At 71.6% G+C, this 16,301-nt stretch carries 17 protein-coding genes; 11 read left to right on the forward strand and 6 right to left on the reverse strand.

Annotated features, from left to right (window positions below; genetic code table 11):
- The first annotated feature begins 24 nt into the window (after positions 1-24).
- The 3 genes from ACZ6SQ_RS11340 to ACZ6SQ_RS11350 are packed head-to-tail and all read left to right on the forward strand — an operon-like array spanning position 25 to position 2,339.
- A complete protein-coding gene (locus ACZ6SQ_RS11340; RefSeq protein ID WP_469559434.1) occupies positions 25-378 on the forward strand; it encodes a histidine triad nucleotide-binding protein in 354 nt (117 codons plus the stop codon).
- A gap of 6 nt (positions 379-384) precedes the next feature.
- A complete protein-coding gene (locus ACZ6SQ_RS11345) occupies positions 385-1,290 on the forward strand; it encodes a ribonuclease Z (protein ID WP_469559437.1) in 906 nt (301 codons plus the stop codon).
- A 59-nt stretch (positions 1,291-1,349) separates the two neighbouring features.
- Positions 1,350-2,339 carry an adenosine deaminase gene (locus ACZ6SQ_RS11350; protein ID WP_469559440.1) on the forward strand — a complete coding sequence of 330 codons (990 nt, stop codon included), beginning with the start codon at positions 1,350-1,352 and terminating at the stop codon, positions 2,337-2,339.
- A gap of 56 nt (positions 2,340-2,395) precedes the next feature.
- Here the strand turns inward: ACZ6SQ_RS11350 and ACZ6SQ_RS11355 are convergent, their stop codons facing one another.
- Positions 2,396-3,580, reverse strand: a complete 1,185-nt coding sequence (locus ACZ6SQ_RS11355) for an MFS transporter (RefSeq protein ID WP_469559442.1) — start codon at positions 3,578-3,580, stop codon at positions 2,396-2,398.
- A 236-nt stretch (positions 3,581-3,816) separates the two neighbouring features.
- On the opposite strand from ACZ6SQ_RS11355, the gene ACZ6SQ_RS11360 reads away from it, so the two are divergent.
- The 7 genes from ACZ6SQ_RS11360 to ACZ6SQ_RS11390 all read left to right on the forward strand — a co-directional run bounded on the left by ACZ6SQ_RS11360 (position 3,817) and on the right by ACZ6SQ_RS11390 (position 10,542).
- Positions 3,817-5,112 (forward strand): glucarate dehydratase family protein, encoded by a 1,296-nt coding sequence (locus ACZ6SQ_RS11360; RefSeq protein ID WP_469559445.1) that lies wholly within the window; start codon positions 3,817-3,819, stop codon positions 5,110-5,112.
- Positions 5,113-5,258: 146 nt separating this feature from the next.
- Entirely contained in the window at positions 5,259-6,359 is a 1,101-nt protein-coding gene (locus tag ACZ6SQ_RS11365; protein ID WP_469559605.1) for a carbohydrate kinase family protein, read from the forward strand.
- Between the two features lie 478 nt (positions 6,360-6,837).
- On the forward strand, positions 6,838-7,905 hold the full coding sequence (locus ACZ6SQ_RS11370; RefSeq protein ID WP_389320789.1) for a PhoH family protein: 1,068 nt from the start codon (positions 6,838-6,840) through the stop codon (positions 7,903-7,905).
- Between the two features lie 13 nt (positions 7,906-7,918).
- The gene (gene ybeY, locus ACZ6SQ_RS11375; protein ID WP_389320792.1) at positions 7,919-8,416 is read left to right on the forward strand and encodes an rRNA maturation RNase YbeY; all 498 of its coding nucleotides are present in this window, start codon (positions 7,919-7,921) and stop codon (positions 8,414-8,416) included.
- A 17-nt stretch (positions 8,417-8,433) separates the two neighbouring features.
- Entirely contained in the window at positions 8,434-9,735 is a 1,302-nt protein-coding gene (locus ACZ6SQ_RS11380; RefSeq protein ID WP_469559450.1) for a hemolysin family protein, read from the forward strand.
- Positions 9,732-10,091 carry an MmcQ/YjbR family DNA-binding protein gene (locus ACZ6SQ_RS11385; RefSeq protein WP_469559453.1) on the forward strand — a complete coding sequence of 120 codons (360 nt, stop codon included), beginning with the start codon at positions 9,732-9,734 and terminating at the stop codon, positions 10,089-10,091. Before ACZ6SQ_RS11380 ends, ACZ6SQ_RS11385 begins: the two co-directional genes overlap by 4 nt.
- A gap of 97 nt (positions 10,092-10,188) precedes the next feature.
- Complete coding sequence (locus tag ACZ6SQ_RS11390; protein ID WP_469559456.1) at positions 10,189-10,542, forward strand: cytidine deaminase; 354 nt, start codon at positions 10,189-10,191, stop codon at positions 10,540-10,542.
- Positions 10,543-10,549: 7 nt separating this feature from the next.
- Here ACZ6SQ_RS11390 and ACZ6SQ_RS11395 read toward each other — a convergent pair whose 3' ends face one another.
- Complete coding sequence (locus ACZ6SQ_RS11395) at positions 10,550-10,888, reverse strand: P-II family nitrogen regulator (RefSeq protein ID WP_386378433.1); 339 nt, start codon at positions 10,886-10,888, stop codon at positions 10,550-10,552.
- Positions 10,885-12,192: an ammonium transporter gene (locus tag ACZ6SQ_RS11400; RefSeq protein ID WP_469559461.1), complete on the reverse strand. Its 1,308-nt coding sequence runs from the start codon at positions 12,190-12,192 to the stop codon at positions 10,885-10,887. Before ACZ6SQ_RS11400 ends, ACZ6SQ_RS11395 begins: the two co-directional genes overlap by 4 nt.
- Before the next feature lie 186 nt (positions 12,193-12,378).
- On the opposite strand from ACZ6SQ_RS11400, the gene era reads away from it, so the two are divergent.
- A complete protein-coding gene (gene era, locus ACZ6SQ_RS11405) occupies positions 12,379-13,365 on the forward strand; it encodes a GTPase Era (protein WP_389320809.1) in 987 nt (328 codons plus the stop codon).
- A gap of 126 nt (positions 13,366-13,491) precedes the next feature.
- Here era and ACZ6SQ_RS11410 read toward each other — a convergent pair whose 3' ends face one another.
- The 3 genes from ACZ6SQ_RS11410 to ACZ6SQ_RS11420 are packed head-to-tail and all read right to left on the reverse strand — an operon-like array spanning position 13,492 to position 16,227.
- On the reverse strand, positions 13,492-14,823 hold the full coding sequence (locus ACZ6SQ_RS11410; RefSeq protein WP_469559464.1) for a GH1 family beta-glucosidase: 1,332 nt from the start codon (positions 14,821-14,823) through the stop codon (positions 13,492-13,494).
- Positions 14,824-14,869: 46 nt separating this feature from the next.
- On the reverse strand, positions 14,870-15,136 hold the full coding sequence (locus ACZ6SQ_RS11415) for a protealysin inhibitor emfourin (RefSeq protein WP_469559470.1): 267 nt from the start codon (positions 15,134-15,136) through the stop codon (positions 14,870-14,872).
- Positions 15,137-15,156: 20 nt separating this feature from the next.
- Positions 15,157-16,227: a M4 family metallopeptidase gene (locus tag ACZ6SQ_RS11420; protein WP_469559473.1), complete on the reverse strand. Its 1,071-nt coding sequence runs from the start codon at positions 16,225-16,227 to the stop codon at positions 15,157-15,159.
- Positions 16,228-16,301 lie beyond the last annotated feature (74 nt).

Genomic DNA, 16,301 nt, shown 5'->3' on the forward strand with positions numbered 1-16,301 from the left:
TCACCCCACCCCGGAGGGAGCCGCATGGCGGGCGAAGCTCAGGAAGACTGCCTGTTCTGCAAGATCGTCGCGAAGCACATCCCCGCGACGATCGTGCGCGAGACGGACACCACGGTCGCCTTCCGCGACATAAACCCGCAGGCTCCCACCCACGTCCTGGTGATCCCCAAGGTCCACTACGCCAATGCCGCCGAACTGGCCGCCGCGGAGCCGGCGATCGCCGCCGACGTGCTGCGCGAGGCCCGGTCCGTCGCGGACGAGGACAAGCTGGACAGCTACCGCATCGTCTTCAACACGGGCAGCGGCGCGGGCCAGACGGTGTGGCACGCCCACGCCCATGTCCTCGGAGGCCGCGGCCTCGAATGGCCCCCGGGATAAGTCGTCGTGTCCGCTCGTGAACTGGTGGTGCTGGGCACCGCCAGCCAGGTTCCGACCAGGCATCGCAACCACAACGGCTATTTCCTGCGCTGGGACGGCGACGGCCTGCTGTTCGACCCCGGCGAGGGTACGCAGCGCCAGATGCTGCACGCCGGGGTCGCCGCGCACGACCTGAACCGGATCTGTGTCACGCATTTCCACGGCGACCACTCGCTGGGCCTGGCCGGGGTGATCCAGCGCGTCAACCTCGACCAGGTTCCGCACGAGGTCACCGCCCACTTCCCGGAGTCCGGCCGCCGCTTCTTCGACCGGCTCCGGTACTCCACGGCCTACCGGGAGTCGGTCCGGCTCACCGAGGCCCCGGTGGCAGGGGACGGTGTCATCGCCGAGACGCCCGGCTACCTGCTGGAGGCCCGCAGGCTCTCCCACCCCGTGGAGTCCTTCGGCTACCGCCTGACCGAGCCCGACGGCCGCCGCATGCTGCCCGAGAAGCTGGCCGCGCACGGCGTCAAGGGCCCGGACGTGGGCCGCATCCAGCGCGACGGGGTGCTCGACGGCCTGTTCCTGGAGGAGGTCAGCGAGGTGCGGCGCGGACAGCGGTTCGCGTTCGTCATGGACACCCGGCTGTGCGACGGGGCGTTCGCGCTCGCCGAGGGCTGCGACATGCTGGTCATCGAGTCGACGTTCCTCGACGAGGACGAGCGACTCGCCACGGACCACGGTCATCTGACGGCGGGCCAGGCCGCGAGGGTGGCCCGGGAGGGCGGTGTGCGCCACCTCGTGCTCACCCACTTCAGCCAGCGCTACACCGACCCGGAGGAGTTCGAGCGCCAGGCGCGCGCGGCCGGGTTCGAGGGCGAGCTGACCGTGGCGCACGACCTGCTCCGGGTCGCCCTTCCGAAGCGCCGCTAGGGCCTGTCGCCGACCGCGGCGGTTCCGAAACGACGGCGAGACGGTCGTACGATGCCGTAATGCCCCTCCCCAAAGCCGAACTGCACCTCCACATCGAAGGCACGCTGGAGCCGGAACTGGCCTTCGAGCTGGCCGCGCGCAACGGCGTGACCCTGCCGTACGCCGACACGGACGCGCTCCGCGAGGCGTACCGCTTCGACGACCTCCAGTCCTTCCTGGACCTGTACTACGAGCTGATGGCGGTCCTGCGCACCGAGCGGGACTTCGCCGATCTCGCCGACGCCTATCTCGCGCGCGCCGCCGCGCAGGGGGTGCGGCACGCGGAGATCTTCTTCGACCCGCAGGCCCACCTCGCGCGCGGTGTGTCCATGGGCACGGTCGTCGAGGGGCTGTGGCGGGCGCTGGAGCACAGCGAGGAGAACCACGGAGTCTCCACCCGGCTGATCATGTGCTTCCTGCGCGACGAGTCCGCCGAGTCCGCGCTGCGGACGCTGGACGAGGCCGAGCCGTATCTGCACCGGATCACCGGCGTGGGGCTGGACTCGGCCGAGGTCGGCCATCCGCCGGCGAAGTTCCGCGCGGTGTACGAGGCGGCCGCCGCGCTCGGGCTGCGCCGGGTCGCGCACGCGGGAGAGGAGGGCCCACCGGAGTACATCACCGAGGCCCTGGACGTGCTCGGCGTGGAGCGCGTCGACCACGGGCTGCGCTGCATGGAGGACCCGGCGCTGGTGGCCCGGCTGGTCCGGGACCGCGTCCCGCTGACGCTGTGCCCGCTGTCCAACGTCCGGCTGCGCGCGGTGGACGCACTCGCCGAGCACCCGCTGCCCGCGATGCTGGACGCGGGCCTGCTGTGCACGGTGAACTCCGACGACCCCGCCTACTTCGGCGGCTACGCGGGCGACAACTTCACCGCCGTGCGCGAGGAACTGCACCTCGGCGACGAGGCCCTGCGCACCCTGGCGCGCAACTCCTTCCTCGCCTCCTTCCTGGAGGACGACGAGGAACGCCGGGCGCGCTGCCTCGCCGAGGTCGAGGCGTACGCGTTCTAAGGCGGCCGGTTCCGGTTCTGGGCGTCTGCTTCCGGCGACCGCCGTCGCGCAGCGCCTCAGGCCGCCTTGGCCGTCTGCGGGGCCGGGCTCTCCACAGGGATCTCGACCACGGGCAGCGGCCGACGGCCCGCCCGCATCGCCACGGCCGTCATCGGTACGGCGATCAGCAGCAGCCCGGCCGCCAGGATGGCGCCCATCGCCGGGAAGCCCGCCTGCGCGGAGAGCAGACTGCCGGTCAGCGGGCCCGCGGCCGTGCCCAGCGAGGACGCCGAGCCGGCGAACACCGCCCAGCGGCCGCGCGGATCGAGGGAGGCGGCGAGGCCGATCAGATACGACAGGACGATCGGGTAGCAGGCGTTCCAGGCGATCTCGCCGCCCGCGAAGGCCGGCAGACCGGTGGCCGAGGCGCTGACCACGATGCACCCGGCGATCAGGACCGTTCCCGCGCCGACGGGCAGCGCGCGGCCGAGCCGGGGACCGAGCGCCCCCGCGCCGAGGACGCCGAGCAGTCCGGCGCCGAGCGCGACAGCGAAGACCGCGCCGACGGTCGCCTCGGTGAGATGGGCCTGGGTCAGCCCGATGCGGCCGCTGACGCCCCACAGCGCATTCTGCGCGAGCGACCAGAAGGGCATGACCGCGACCAGGACGAGACCGGCGCCGAGATGGGGGAGCGGGGCGCGCTCGCGCCGGGCGTACGGGACGGCCGCGGCGGCGGGCAGCCGCCCGGCGAACGGCCATACGGCCATCGCGGTCAGCGCGATCGCGGCCGGTGGCAGCCCGTGGCCGGGGCCGAGGTGCGGGACGGTGAGGTAGACGGCGCCCGCCAGCGCCGAGACGCCGAGCAGACTGAGCGCGGAGGCGCGGTGCGGATCGCGTTCGGCGGCTATCCGGGTGGCGGCGACCGCGGTCACCGTGCCCGAGCCGAAGCCGCCGACGACCGCTCCGGCGACGACGGCCGGTACGGCGTGCAGCAGCGCGGCCGTGCCGTAGCCGATGACGGCGAGCAGCAGTCCGGCGCGGGCGAGGCGGCGCGGCCCTGCCCGCTCGACCAGTGAGGCCAGCAGGAATCCGGCGGTCGCCGAACTCAGGAGCAGCGCGCTGCCGATGGCGCCCGCCTGGGTCGCGGACACGGGCAGATAGGCGTCGAGCCGGCCGACGAGGGTCGGCAGCAGATAAGGAGCGAGGTACCCGGCCGTGAACAGGGCGACGAGCGGCCAGGGAGTGGTGCGGGGGGCGGACACGGGCGTTCCCAGGGCATGCGAAAGAAGCGGCACAAAAGGGGGGATTGGGCGACGACTGTCGACGGACAGGAACGCGCGGGCAATTTGTATCAAGACCGGGCGGGTGCGGGGGAGGGCAGGTGATGTGATGTGGGGCACGTTTCTGTTTGGCGGTCGGAGGGGTGGGTATAAGCGCGGTCGCTGTTCGCATACACATTTATGTTTCACATACATGAACAACTGCCGGAGGTCGTCCCGTGCCCCACGCCCCGACCGTCGCCGAGGTCCGCCTCACGCCCGTGCTGGTCGCCGACCCGCCCCTGCTCAACACCCAGGGTGTCCACCAGCCGTACACGCCACGCCTGATCGTGGAGATCGTGACGGAGGACGGGACCACCGGCGTCGGGGAGACCTACGGCGACACCAGGTACCTCGAACTCGCCCGGCCGCTGGCCGCGCTGCTGCCCGGACGCCGGGTCGACGACCTCAACGGGCTGTTCACGCTGATGGACGGCGTCGGCGTCGACGCCTCACGCGTGGACGAATCCGTCGACGTCGGCGGGCTGCGCGGTGTCCAGACCGCCGACAAGCTCCGCCTGTCCGTCGTCTCCGCCTTCGAGGTCGCCTGTCTCGACGCGCTCGGCAAGGCGCTCGGGCTGCCCGTGCACGCCCTGCTCGGCGGCAAGGTGCGCGACTCCGTCGAGTACAGCGCCTACCTGTTCTACAAGTGGGCCGAGCATCCGCAGGGCGTCCCGGCCGAGCGCGACGACTGGGGCGCGGCCCTCGACCCCGCCGGGATCGTCGGGCAGGCCCGCCTCTTCACCGAGCGCCACGGGTTCACCTCCTTCAAGCTCAAGGGCGGTGTCCTGCCGCCCGACGAGGAGGTCGCCGCCGTGCGCGCCCTCGCCGAGGCGTTCCCGGGGCGGCCGCTGCGGCTCGACCCCAACGGCGCCTGGTCGGTGGAGACGTCCGTGAAGGTCGCCGACGCCCTGCGGGACGTCCTGGAGTACCTGGAGGACCCGGCGCTCGGCACCGCCGCGATGGCCGAGGTCGCCGCGCGCACCGACGTGCCGCTCGCCACCAACATGTGCGTGACCACCTTCGGCGAGATCCCCGAGGCGTTCACCCGTGGTGCCGTGCGGATCGTGCTCTCCGACCACCACTACTGGGGAGGGCTGCGCAACACCCAGCACCTGGCCGCCGTGTGCCGCACCTTCGGCGTCGGCATGTCCATGCACTCCAACACCCATCTCGGCATCAGCCTGGCCGCCATGACCCAGGTCGCGGCCACCGTGCCCGGACTGCGCCACGCCTGCGACTCGCACTACCCCTGGCAGTCCGAGGACGTCCTCACGGAGCGCATCGCCTTTACCGGGGGCCGCGTCACGGTCTCCGACGCGCCCGGTCTCGGCGTCGAACTCGACCGTGAACGGCTGGACTTCCTGCACCGGCGCTGGCTGGCGGACGACGGCCGGCTGCGCGACCGTGACGACGCGGCGGCGATGCGGGTCGCCGAGCCGGGGTGGGTGACGCCGGGGGTGCCGCGCTGGTAGGACCGTGTCCGTGGGGGCGGTGGTGCGGGTGCGGCCGGTGCGGTGCGGACGGCCCGCCCGGGGAGATGTGGTGCACACTGGCCTGAATCCACACCATGTGTCCGCCATGTGTCAGGAGCGCCATCGTGATCGCGTCCGAGGTGTCCATGGGGCAGGGGCCGCACCGCAGGTCCCAGGTCGACCCGCTCGCCGGGCTGCGGGCGCCCGCGGACCCGCCGTGGGACGTCTACCTCACCGGCACCGTCTTCCTCGACATCATCTTCACCGGGCTGGACTCCGCGCCCGTGCGCGGCACCGAGTCCTGGGCGCGCGGCATGGGCTCCAGCCCCGGCGGCGTCGCCAACATGGCCACCGCGCTGGCCCGCCTCGGGCTGCGCACCTCCCTCGCGGCGGCCTTCGGCGACGACCACTACGGGGAGTACTGCTGGGACGCGCTGGAGCAGGGCGAGGGGATCGACCTCGGCTCGTCGCGGACGGTGTCGGGCTGGCACTCGCCGGTCACCGTCTCCATGGCCTACGAGGGGGAGCGCACGATGGTCTCCCACGGCCACGAGCCCCCGCCGGAGGAGCCCGCGCCGGACTGCCCGCCCCGGGCCCGGGCCGCCGTCGCCTCCCTCACGCCCGGCAGACGGGCGCCGTGGATTGCGCAGGCCGCGGGGCAGGGGACCCGGCTGTTCGCCGACGTCGGCTGGGACGACACCGGGGCGTGGGATCTCGCGGGGCTGGCGGATCTGGAGCACTGCGAGGCCTTTCTGCCCAACGCGCAGGAGGCCATGCGGTACACCCGCACCGGGTGCCCCCGCGCGGCCGCGCAGGCTCTGTCCGCGTACGTTCCCGTCGTCGTGGTGACGCTCGGAGCGGAGGGGGCCTACGCCATGGACGGGCGGACGGGGGAGACCGCCGAGGTGCCCGCCATCGCCGTCGAGGCGCTCGACCCCACCGGGGCGGGGGACGTGTTCGTGGCCGGTTTCGTCACGGGCACGCTCGCCGGCTGGCCGCTGGCGGACCGGCTGGCCTTCGCGGGGCTGACGGCGGCGCTGTCCGTGCAGGAGTTCGGGGGGTCGCTGTCGGCGCCGGGCTGGAGCGAGGTGGCCGCGTGGTGGCGCAAGGTCCAGTCCCTGGCCGACCAGGACCCCGCGGCCCTGCGCCGCTACGCCTTCCTGGACCGGCTGGTCCCCGACGACTGCGTAAGCCCCTGGCCGCTGCGCCGAGCCGTCCCCACGATCGGCTTCGGCAAATCCACCTGACCCCCGCCCCGGTCCAGGGCCGCTCCCCACCTACCCCGGGCTCGGGCGCCCCCCCACCTGCCCCGATCCAGGGCCGCTCCCAACCCCCCGGGTCCCGGCGTCCCACCACCCGACCCTGGAAGGTGCCGCCGCGCCCACCCGTGCCGCCCCAAGCGGCACGCCTGCCCGCGGCTGGGAGCCGACACCGCCCTGCTTTTAGGGGGCGCGGGGCTGTGCCGATATGCGGCTCCGTCACGTGACCGCGTCCAGCGCACGACGCCCTGCCTTCAGGGGCGCGGGGAACTGCGCGACCAGCCCACCACGGCCCGCACCCGCCCCACGGCACAAGCCGCCCCGCACCAACGGCCACCCCAGTCACATCCACCCCATGAAAAGGCCTACGGCCTCGACCGCCCCCCGGCGTACTCTGGATTGCGCGAGGCCGCCCTCAGCCACGCGGCCGTGAAGAGGAGGAAAAGCAGGCCTACAGAGCCGGCCCATGACTCAGACACCCACAGCTCACAGCCCCGCACAGGGGCAGGCACGAGCACAGTTCACCGTCCCCGCCCAGCATCCGATGGTCACCGTGCTGGGGTCCGGAGACTCCCTTCTGCGCGTGATCGAGAAGGCCTTCCCGGCGGCCGACATCCACGTCCGGGGCAATGAGATCAGCGCGGTCGGCGAAGCGGCGGAAGTCGCCCTGATACAGCGCCTGTTCGACGAGATGATGCTCGTGCTCCGCACCGGGCAGCCGATGACGGAGGACGCAGTGGAACGCTCGATCGCCATGCTGAGGGCGAGCGAGAACGGCGAAGGCCCGGAGGAGACCCCGGCCTCGGTTCTCACCCAGAACATCCTGTCCTCGCGCGGCCGCACCATCCGCCCCAAGACGCTCAACCAGAAGCGCTACGTCGACGCGATCGACAAGCACACGATCGTCTTCGGCATCGGCCCCGCGGGTACCGGCAAGACCTACCTCGCCATGGCCAAGGCGGTACAGGCCCTGCAGTCCAAGCAGTGCAATCGCATCATCCTGACCCGCCCGGCGGTGGAGGCGGGCGAGCGCCTGGGATTCCTGCCCGGCACCCTGTACGAGAAGATCGACCCCTACCTGCGCCCGCTGTACGACGCGCTGCACGACATGCTCGACCCCGACTCCATCCCGAGGCTGATGGCCGCCGGGACGATCGAGGTCGCGCCGCTCGCCTACATGCGCGGCCGCACCCTCAACGACGCCTTCATCATTCTCGACGAGGCCCAGAACACCAGCCCCGAGCAGATGAAGATGTTCCTCACCCGACTCGGCTTCGACTCGAAGATCGTGATCACGGGCGACGTGACCCAGGTCGACCTGCCGAACGGCACCAAGTCCGGCCTGCGCCAGGTCCAGGACATCCTGGACGGCGTCGAGGACGTCCACTTCTCCCGGCTGTCGTCGCAGGATGTCGTCCGCCACAAGCTGGTGGGCCGTATCGTCGACGCGTACGAGCAGTACGACAGCCAGCACGGCACGGAGAACGGCGCGCACAGGGGCGGCCGTGGCAAGGCCGGGCACAAGGGGAAGTAGACCGAGCACGACCATGTCGATCGACGTCAACAACGAGTCCGGAACCGAGGTCGACGAGCAGGCGATCCTCGACATCGCCCGCTACGCACTCGCACGGATGCGCATCCACCCGCTCTCCGAGCTCTCGGTGATCGTCGTGGACGCCGACGCCATGGAGCAGCTGCACATCCAGTGGATGGACCTGCCCGGCCCCACCGATGTCATGTCCTTTCCCATGGACGAGCTCCGGCCGCCCGGCAAGGACGACGAGGAGCCCCCGCAGGGCCTGCTCGGCGACATCGTGCTGTGCCCGGAGGTCGCCGCCAAGCAGGGCGCCGAGGCGGACACGCAGCACACCATGGACGAGGAACTCCAGCTCCTCACCGTCCACGGTGTGCTGCACCTGCTCGGCTACGACCACGAGGAGCCGGACGAGAAGGCCGAGATGTTCGGCCTCCAGGCGGCCATCGTGGACGGCTGGCGGCAGGAGAGGGGCCTGACCGGCCCGTCGCCCGCGCCGACCGTCTCCTAGCGCCCGCCGAGTCGACCATGAGTCCTCAACTCGTCCTCGGCGCGATCCTGCTGACCGTCGTCGCCTGGCTCGCCGCCTGCGCGGAGGCCGGCATCGCCCGGGTCTCCAGCTTCCGCGCCGAGGAGGCCGTGAAGTCCGGCCGCCGCGGCAGCGCGAAGCTCGCGCAGGTGGCCGCCGACCCCACCCGCTATCTGAACGTGGCCCTGCTGGTCCGCGTCGCCTGCGAGATGGCGGCCGCGGCCCTGGTCACCTACGCCTGCCTGGCGGAGTTCGACTCCACGGCCGAGGCCCTGCTGGTCGCCATCGCGGTCATGGTCCTGGTGTCGTACGTCGCCGTCGGGGTGTCCCCGCGCACCATCGGCCGCCAGCACCCCATGAACACCGCCACGGCGGCGGCGTACGTGCTGCTGCCGCTGGCCCGGGTGATGGGCCCGATCCCGTCGCTGCTGATCCTCCTCGGCAACGCCCTCACCCCCGGCAAGGGCTTCCGCCGCGGCCCGTTCGCCTCCGAGGCCGAGCTGCGCGCGCTGGTCGACCTCGCCGAGCAGGAGTCCCTCATCGAGGACGAGGAGCGCCGCATGGTGCACTCCGTCTTCGAGCTCGGCGACACCCTGGTGCGCGAGGTGATGGTGCCGCGCACCGACCTCGTCCTCATCGAGCGCTACAAGACCATCCGCCAGGCCCTCACCCTCGCCCTGCGCTCCGGCTTCTCCCGGATACCCGTGACCGGCGAGAGCGAGGACGACATCGTCGGGATCGTCTATCTGAAGGACCTCGTCCGCAAGACGCACATCAGCCGCGACGCCGAGTCCGAGCTGGTGTCGACCGCGATGCGCCCCGCGTTCTTCGTGCCCGACACCAAGAACGCCGGCGACCTGCTCCGCGAGATGCAGAAGGAACGCAACCACGTCGCCGTCGTCGTCGACGAGTACGGCGGCACCGCCGGCATCGTCACCATCGAGGACATCCTCGAGGAGATCGTCGGCGAGATCACCGACGAGTACGACCGGGAACTGCCGCCCGTGGAGAGCCTCGGCGAGGACCGTTTCCGGGTCACCGCCCGCCTCGACATCACCGACCTCGGCGAGCTGTACGGCCTGGAGGAGTACGACGACGAGGACGTGGAGACCGTCGGCGGACTGCTCGCCAAGGCCCTCGGCCGCGTCCCCATCGCCGGCGCCTCCTCGACGGTCGAACTGCCCGACGGCCGGCAGCTCAGGCTGACCGCGGAGTCCTCGGCGGGCCGCCGCAACAAGATCGTGACCGTGCTGGTGGAGCCGGTCTCACCGGCCGGGACCCCCGAGGAGCAACCGGAGTGACGCCCCAGGAGCTGCGCGCCCTCTGCCTGTCGTTCAACGCGGCGGTGGAGGACTTCCCGTTCCGCCCGGAGATCTCCGTCTTCAAGGTCCGGGGCAAGCTGTTCGCCCTCACCGACCTGGGCGCGCGGCCCCTGACGGTCAACCTCAAGTGCGACCCGGACGACGCAGTTCGGCTGCGCACCGAGCACGAGGGCCTGATCGTCCCCGGCTACCACATGAACAAACGCCACTGGAACACGGTGACGGCCGACGGCACCCTCCCCGACGGCCTGGTCCGCGAACTCGTCGAGGACTCCTACGACCTCGTCGTCGCGGGCCTGCCCCGGGCCGACCGCCTCCGCCTCGACCGGTCCTAGGCCCGGCCGTCCCCCGGGAACACCAGGCCCGAAGGGCGGCGCGGGGCCGTGTACCCCGTCGCCGGGTGAGCCCGGGACGCCTACGTATCCTCGAGCCATGACCGACAGCAACGCGCTCGACCCCGAGGACCGCAAGATCGTCACCCTGGCGCGCACGGCCCGCGCCCGCAACGGGGTGCCGGAGGGCGCGGCCGTCCGCGACGAGACCGGCCGGACCTATGTCGCGGGGACAGTCGACCTGGACTCGCTGAGGCTCAGCGCCCTGCGGACCGCCGTCGCCATGGCGGTGGCGTCCGGGGCGAAGTCGCTGGAGGCCGCGGCGGTGGTGACGCAGGCGCAGTCGGCGTCCGACGCGGACCTGGCCGCCGTACGCGATCTGGGCGGATCCGGGACGCCGGTGCTGGTCGCCGGCCCGGACGGGACCGTGCACACCACCGTCACCGCCGGCTAGGGCGCTTCTACAGGGCGTCCGGGCCGCGCTCGCCCGTGCGGACCCGGACGACCGTGTCGACCGGCAGCGCCCACACCTTGCCGTCGCCGATCTTGCCGGTGTGCGCGGCCTTCACCACCGCGTCGATCACGTCGTCGGCGTCCGCGTCGTCGACGACGACCTCGATCCGGACCTTCGGCACGAGGTCGACCTGGTACTCCGCGCCGCGGTAGACCTCGGTGTGCCCGCGCTGGCGGCCGTAGCCGCTGGCCTCGGTGACGGTCAGGCCCTGGACGCCCAGTTCCTGAAGGGCGTTCTTCACTTCGTCGAGGCGGTAAGGCTTGACGATCGCGGTGATGAGCTTCATGCCTGGGGCCTGACCTTCTGGGCGGTGGGGACGGAGTGGGCGACCGGGGCGCCGTGCCCCAGAACGCCGTGATCGTATGCGGTCTCCGCGTGCACCGTAAGGTCCAGGCCGGTGTGCTCGTGGTCCTCGCTCGCGCGCAGGCCGATCGTCCTGTCGATCAGCTTGGCGATGCCGTAGGTGACGGCGAACGCGTACGTCCCGACGGCCACGATCGCGACGAGCTGCTTGCCGAGCTGGCCGAGTCCGCCGCCGTGCAGCAGGCCCTCGGGACCGCCGGTCATGGACTCCACCGCGAAGACGCCGATCAGCAGGGTGCCGATCACGCCGCCGACCAGGTGCACACCGACGACGTCGAGCGAGTCGTCGTAGCCGAACCTGAACTTCCAGCTCACGGCGTAGGAGCAGACGACACCGGCGGCCAGGCCGACCACGAGCGCGCCGAGCAGGGACACCGAGCCGCAGGACGGGGTGATCGCCACCAGGCCCGCGACCGCGCCCGAGGCGGCGCCCAGGGTGGTGGGGTGCCCGTCGCGACGCTGCTCGACGAACAGCCAGCCCAGCAGGCCCGTGCAGCCCGCGGCGAGGGTGTTGAGGAAGGCTGCGGCGGCCAGGCCGTTGGCGCCCAGCGCCGAGCCCGCGTTGAAACCGAACCAGCCGAACCACAGCAGACCGGCGCCCAGCATCACCATGGGCAGGTTGTGGGGCCGCATGGCGTCCTTGCGGAAGCCCAGCCGCGGACCCAGGACCAGGCACAGGGCGAGACCCGAGGCGCCCGAGGTGATCTCCACGGGCAGACCGCCCGCGAAGTCCAGCGCGCCCAGCTCGGCGACGATCCAGCCGCCCGGGCCCCACACCCAGTGGGCGACCGGGACGTATACCGCCAGCGCCCACACGGGCACGAAGACCAGCCACGCCCCGAACTTGGTCCGGTCCGCCACGGCACCGCTGATCAGCGCGGCGGTGATGATCGCGAAGGTGAGCTGGAAGGTGGCGAAGAGCACGGTGGGGACCGTGCCGTGGACGCTGTCCGGGCCGAGGTCCGCCATGCCGAGGTGCTCCAGGCCGCCGATGAGCCCGCCGCCCGCGTCCTCGCCGAAGGCGAGCGAGTAGCCGGCCGCCAGCCACACGACCGTGACCAGCGCGATCGAGACGAAGCTCATCATCAGCATGTTGAGGACGCTCTTGGCGCGGACCATGCCGCCGTAGAACAGGGCCAGGCCCGGGGTCATCAGCAGGACGAGGGCGGTGGCGGCGAGCAGCCAGGCCGTGTCGCCGGTGTCGACGTGCGCTGCGGCAAGGGTCACGGTCGTCTCCAACGGGTGGGGGATGCGAGAGAGACTCACCGCTGTCGGTTTCCGGTCGTGTACGGGTGTGTTTCCGTGACGTTTCGTTGCCGTCGGGTTTCCGGAAGCTCACGGTGGGTGCCCTTCGGAAAGGGTCTTCATGCCGGTGGTGCGGCACGGCTTCGGGGATCAGGGAGAATGAGCGGCATGAGCGCTCGCAACCAGTCATCCGAACAGCCGGCCGAGGATGGGGGCACCTCTCGCGCCCTTGAGGCAGCGGGGGAGCACCGGGCCGGTTTCGCGTGCTTCGTGGGACGGCCCAACGCGGGCAAGTCCACCCTCACGAACGCTCTGGTCGGGCAGAAGGTGGCGATCACCGCCAACCAGCCGCAGACGACCCGGCACACGGTCCGGGGGATCGTGCACCGCCCGGACGCGCAGCTGATCCTGGTGGACACCCCCGGGCTGCACAAGCCGCGCACGCTGCTGGGCGAGCGGCTGAACGACGTGGTCCGCACGACCTGGGCCGAGGTCGACGTGATCGGCTTCTGCCTCCCGGCGAACGAGAAGATCGGCCCCGGCGACCGCTTCATCGCCAAGGAGCTGGCGGGCATCAAGAAGTCCCCGAAGGTCGCCATCGTCACCAAGACGGACCTCGTCGACTCCAAGACCCTCGCCGAGCAGCTGATCGCGATCGACCAGCTGGGCAGGGAGCTGGGCATCGAGTGGGCGCAGATCGTCCCGGTGTCGGCGACCGCGAACAAGCAGGTCGACCTGCTGGCGGACCTGCTGATCCCGATGCTGCCCGAGGGCCCCGCCCTGTACCCCGAGGGCGACCTCACCGACGAGCCCGAGCAGGTCATGATCGCGGAGCTGATCCGTGAGGCCGCGCTGGAGGGTGTGCGGGACGAGCTGCCGCACTCGATCGCCGTGGTCGTCGAGGAGATGCTCCCGCGCGAGGACCGGCCCGCCGACAAGCCTCTCCTCGACATCCACGCCTTCGTCTACATCGAGCGGCCCAGCCAGAAGGGCATCATCATCGGCCCCAAGGGCAAGCGGCTGAAGGAGGTCGGGATCAAGTCGCGCAAGCAGATCGAGGCGTTGCTGGGTACGCCGGTGTTCCTCGACCTTCATGTGAAGGTCGCCAAGGACTGGCAGCGCGATCCCAAGCAGCTGCGGCGGCTGGGTTTCTGAGGCCACCCTGGCCTTCGGGCGCCTCCGGGGGTGCCTCCTCGGCCCTGGGTGGCGGGTGCGGGTCCGTCGCGGCTTGTCGCGCAGTTCCCCGCGCCCCTGAATGAAGGGCGTTGTTGCCCGGGTCCCTCAGGACGGGCGCTGCTCCCCGAGCATGTCGCGGTACCAGGCGTAGGAGGCCTTCGGGGTGCGGGTCCGGGACTCGTGGTCGACGTGGACCAGGCCGAATCTGCGCTCGTAGCCCTCCGCCCACTCGAAGTTGTCCAGGAGGGACCAGACGAAGTACCCGCGGACGTCGACGCCCTCCTCGATCGCGCGGTGCAGGGCGCGGACGTGGCCGTCCAGGTAGGTGATGCGGGCCTGGTCGTCGAGGCCCTCGTAGGAGCAGCCGTTCTCGGTGATGACGACGGGCGGCAGGCGGTCGGCGTAGCGGGCGCGGAAGTCCGTCAGCAGTTCGGTGAGCGCCGAGGGGACCACCGGCCAGCCGAAGTCGGTCCTCGGGACGTCCTCGATCTCCCTCACGGAGAAGGGGAGTTCGGCGGGCATCCGGACACCGCCGAAGTCGATCTCCGTGCCCTGCGGGGCGCCCACCCGGGTCGGGGCGTAGTAATTGATCCCGTACCAGTCGACGGGCTCCCCGATGACCTTCAGGTCCGCGGCCACGTCGCCCGGCATGAGTTCGGCGATGCCCTCCGGGTACCGCCCGAGCAGGACCGGGTCCGCGAACAGGCGGTTGAGCAGCAGGTCGTAGAAGCCGGCCGCCTCCAGGTCGGCCTCGTCGCGGGAGGCCGGCCAGGTCGGTCCGTGGGAGTTGGCGATGCCGATGTCCGTGGCACCGGCCGCGCGCAGCGCCCGGACGGCCAGACCGTGCGCGAGGAGCTGGTGGTGGGCGACCGGCAGGGCGTCGAACAGCAGCTGCCGGCCCGGGGCGTGGACACCCAGGGCATGGCCCAGAAGGGTGTGCTCGGCGGGCTCGTTGAGGGTGATCCACTTCTCCACGCGGTCGCCGAGCCGGCCGGCGACGACCGACACGTACTCCGCGAGCCGCGCGGCGGTGTCCCGCTCCAGCCAGTCCAGCGCGGCCGGCAGGTCCCAGTGGAAGAGGGTCGGCACCGGGCGGACCCCCGCCGCGCACAGCTCGTCGACGAGCCGGTCGTAGAAGTCCAGGCCGCCGGGGGAGTTCACCCGGGGCCAGGAGACGGAGAACCGGTAGGCGTCCACGCCGAGCCCGGCCAGCAGCGCCACGTCCTCGCGGTAGCGGTGGTAGTGGTCGCAGGCCACGGCCGCCGTCGAGCCGTCCTTCACCCGGCCCGGCACGGCCGTGAACTCGTCCCAGACGGAGGGGCCGCGCAGCTCCGCGGCACCCTCGATCTGATGGGCCGAGGTCGACACGCCCCACAGGAAGCCGGCCGGGAAGCGGGGCATCGCGTCGCGCTCATGAGTCGCCATGCGCCGGATCATCCGTACCGTCGGTAACGGAAGTCAACGGGCAGACGGGAAGAACCCGTTACGCGCCTTCCTTGAGCACCCTGCTGATCAGCCTGCGCTGCTCCTCGGTGAGCCGTGGGTCCGCGCAGTACACGGTCTTCCCGTCCACCGTGATCTGGTAGCTGAACCCGTCGGGCACGCCGACCGGGGGCGTGCCCCGGCCGTCCGCCATCGCGCCTTCGGCCAGGGCCTGCCACTCCTGGGCGTCGTCACGGCCCGAGGTGTCCACCTCGGCATGCCGCTCGATGCCCCCGAAACCACCTGTGCGCCGCACCAGAATCCGCATGGTTCCTGTCTAGTACGGAACTACGGCGTGCGCACGCCGACCTGCTCCCAGGCCTTGGTGACGGCCTGGAGCTCGTCGCCCTCGCGGTAACGGTCGCGGGCCGCCGCGACCGTAAGGGCGGCGAAGTCCTCGAACTGCGCGTCCTCGGTGAGCCGGCCGCCGGTCAGCACGTCGTACCAGATCTGCCCGGCCCGTTCCCACGCGTGACCGCCGAGGGCGGTGGCGGCGAGGTAGAAGGCGTGGTTGGGGATGCCGGAGTTGATGTGCACGCCGCCGTTGTCGCGGCCGGTGTGCACATAGTCGTCCATGGTCGCGGGCTGCGGGTCCTTGCCGAGCACGTCGTCGTCGTACGCCGAGCCCGGTGCCTTCATCGAGCGCAGGGCCGTGCCGGTGACGCGCTCGGCGAGCAGGCCCGCGCCGATCAGCCAGTCGGCCTCGGTGGCGGTCTGGCCGAGCGTGTACTGCTTGATCAGCGAGCCGAAGACGTCGGACAGCGACTCGTTGAGGGCGCCGGACTGGCCGAAGTAGGCGAGGTTCGCGGTGTACTGCGTGACGCCGTGGGCGAGTTCGTGGCCGATGACGTCGATGGGGATGGTGAAGTCGTTGAAGATCTCCCCGTCCCCGTCGCCGAACACCATCTGCTCGCCGTTCCAGAAGGCGTTGTTGTAGTCCTCGTCGTAGTGGACCGTGGCGTCCAGCGGGAGGCCGTCGCCGTCGATCGAGTCGCGTGCGAAGGCCTTCTGGAACAGCTCGAAGGTGGCGCCGAGTCCCGCGTAGGCGCGGTTGACGGTGGCGTCCTTGCCGGGCTCCTGGCCCTCACCGCGGACCTTCTTGCCGGGCAGGGCGGTCCGGTGCCGGGCGTCGTAGACGGTGCGGTGCGGCTGCCCGGTCTCCGCCTCGGGCGGCGCGGCGATCGCGGGCGCACCGATCACCGTGGTCAGGCGGCGCTGGGTGCGTTCGAAGGCGTCGCGCTGGAGGGTCCGGCGGGCGGGGCCGGCGAGCGCGGGGTCCTCGGCGCGGGCGAGCGTGTCGAGGACGTGGGGCGGGACGATGGTGCAGAAGACGGGCTGGAAGCCCCCGTTCGTCGTCATGGCGGAACCATCGCACTGGGTGAGTGCGGTGTCACTAGTTGCCACCATGATTGGTGAAATGTGGGGATGCGGGG

This window comes from Streptomyces sp. NPDC048600, from assembly GCF_055587025.1.

Coding starts and splice junctions, on each gene's coding strand:
- ACZ6SQ_RS11340 (WP_469559434.1), top strand. CDS start 25: ATGGCGGGCGAAGCTCAGGAAGACTGCCTGTTCTGCAAGATCGTCGCG.
- ACZ6SQ_RS11350 (WP_469559440.1), top strand. CDS start 1,350: ATGCCCCTCCCCAAAGCCGAACTGCACCTCCACATCGAAGGCACGCTG.
- ACZ6SQ_RS11365 (WP_469559605.1), top strand. CDS start 5,259: ATGGGGCAGGGGCCGCACCGCAGGTCCCAGGTCGACCCGCTCGCCGGG.
- ACZ6SQ_RS11370 (WP_389320789.1), top strand. CDS start 6,838: ATGACTCAGACACCCACAGCTCACAGCCCCGCACAGGGGCAGGCACGA.
- ybeY (WP_389320792.1), top strand. CDS start 7,919: ATGTCGATCGACGTCAACAACGAGTCCGGAACCGAGGTCGACGAGCAG.
- ACZ6SQ_RS11380 (WP_469559450.1), top strand. CDS start 8,434: ATGAGTCCTCAACTCGTCCTCGGCGCGATCCTGCTGACCGTCGTCGCC.
- ACZ6SQ_RS11390 (WP_469559456.1), top strand. CDS start 10,189: ATGACCGACAGCAACGCGCTCGACCCCGAGGACCGCAAGATCGTCACC.
- ACZ6SQ_RS11395 (WP_386378433.1), bottom strand. CDS start 10,888: ATGAAGCTCATCACCGCGATCGTCAAGCCTTACCGCCTCGACGAAGTG.
- era (WP_389320809.1), top strand. CDS start 12,379: ATGAGCGCTCGCAACCAGTCATCCGAACAGCCGGCCGAGGATGGGGGC.
- ACZ6SQ_RS11410 (WP_469559464.1), bottom strand. CDS start 14,823: ATGATCCGGCGCATGGCGACTCATGAGCGCGACGCGATGCCCCGCTTC.
- ACZ6SQ_RS11415 (WP_469559470.1), bottom strand. CDS start 15,136: ATGCGGATTCTGGTGCGGCGCACAGGTGGTTTCGGGGGCATCGAGCGG.
- ACZ6SQ_RS11420 (WP_469559473.1), bottom strand. CDS start 16,227: ATGACGACGAACGGGGGCTTCCAGCCCGTCTTCTGCACCATCGTCCCG.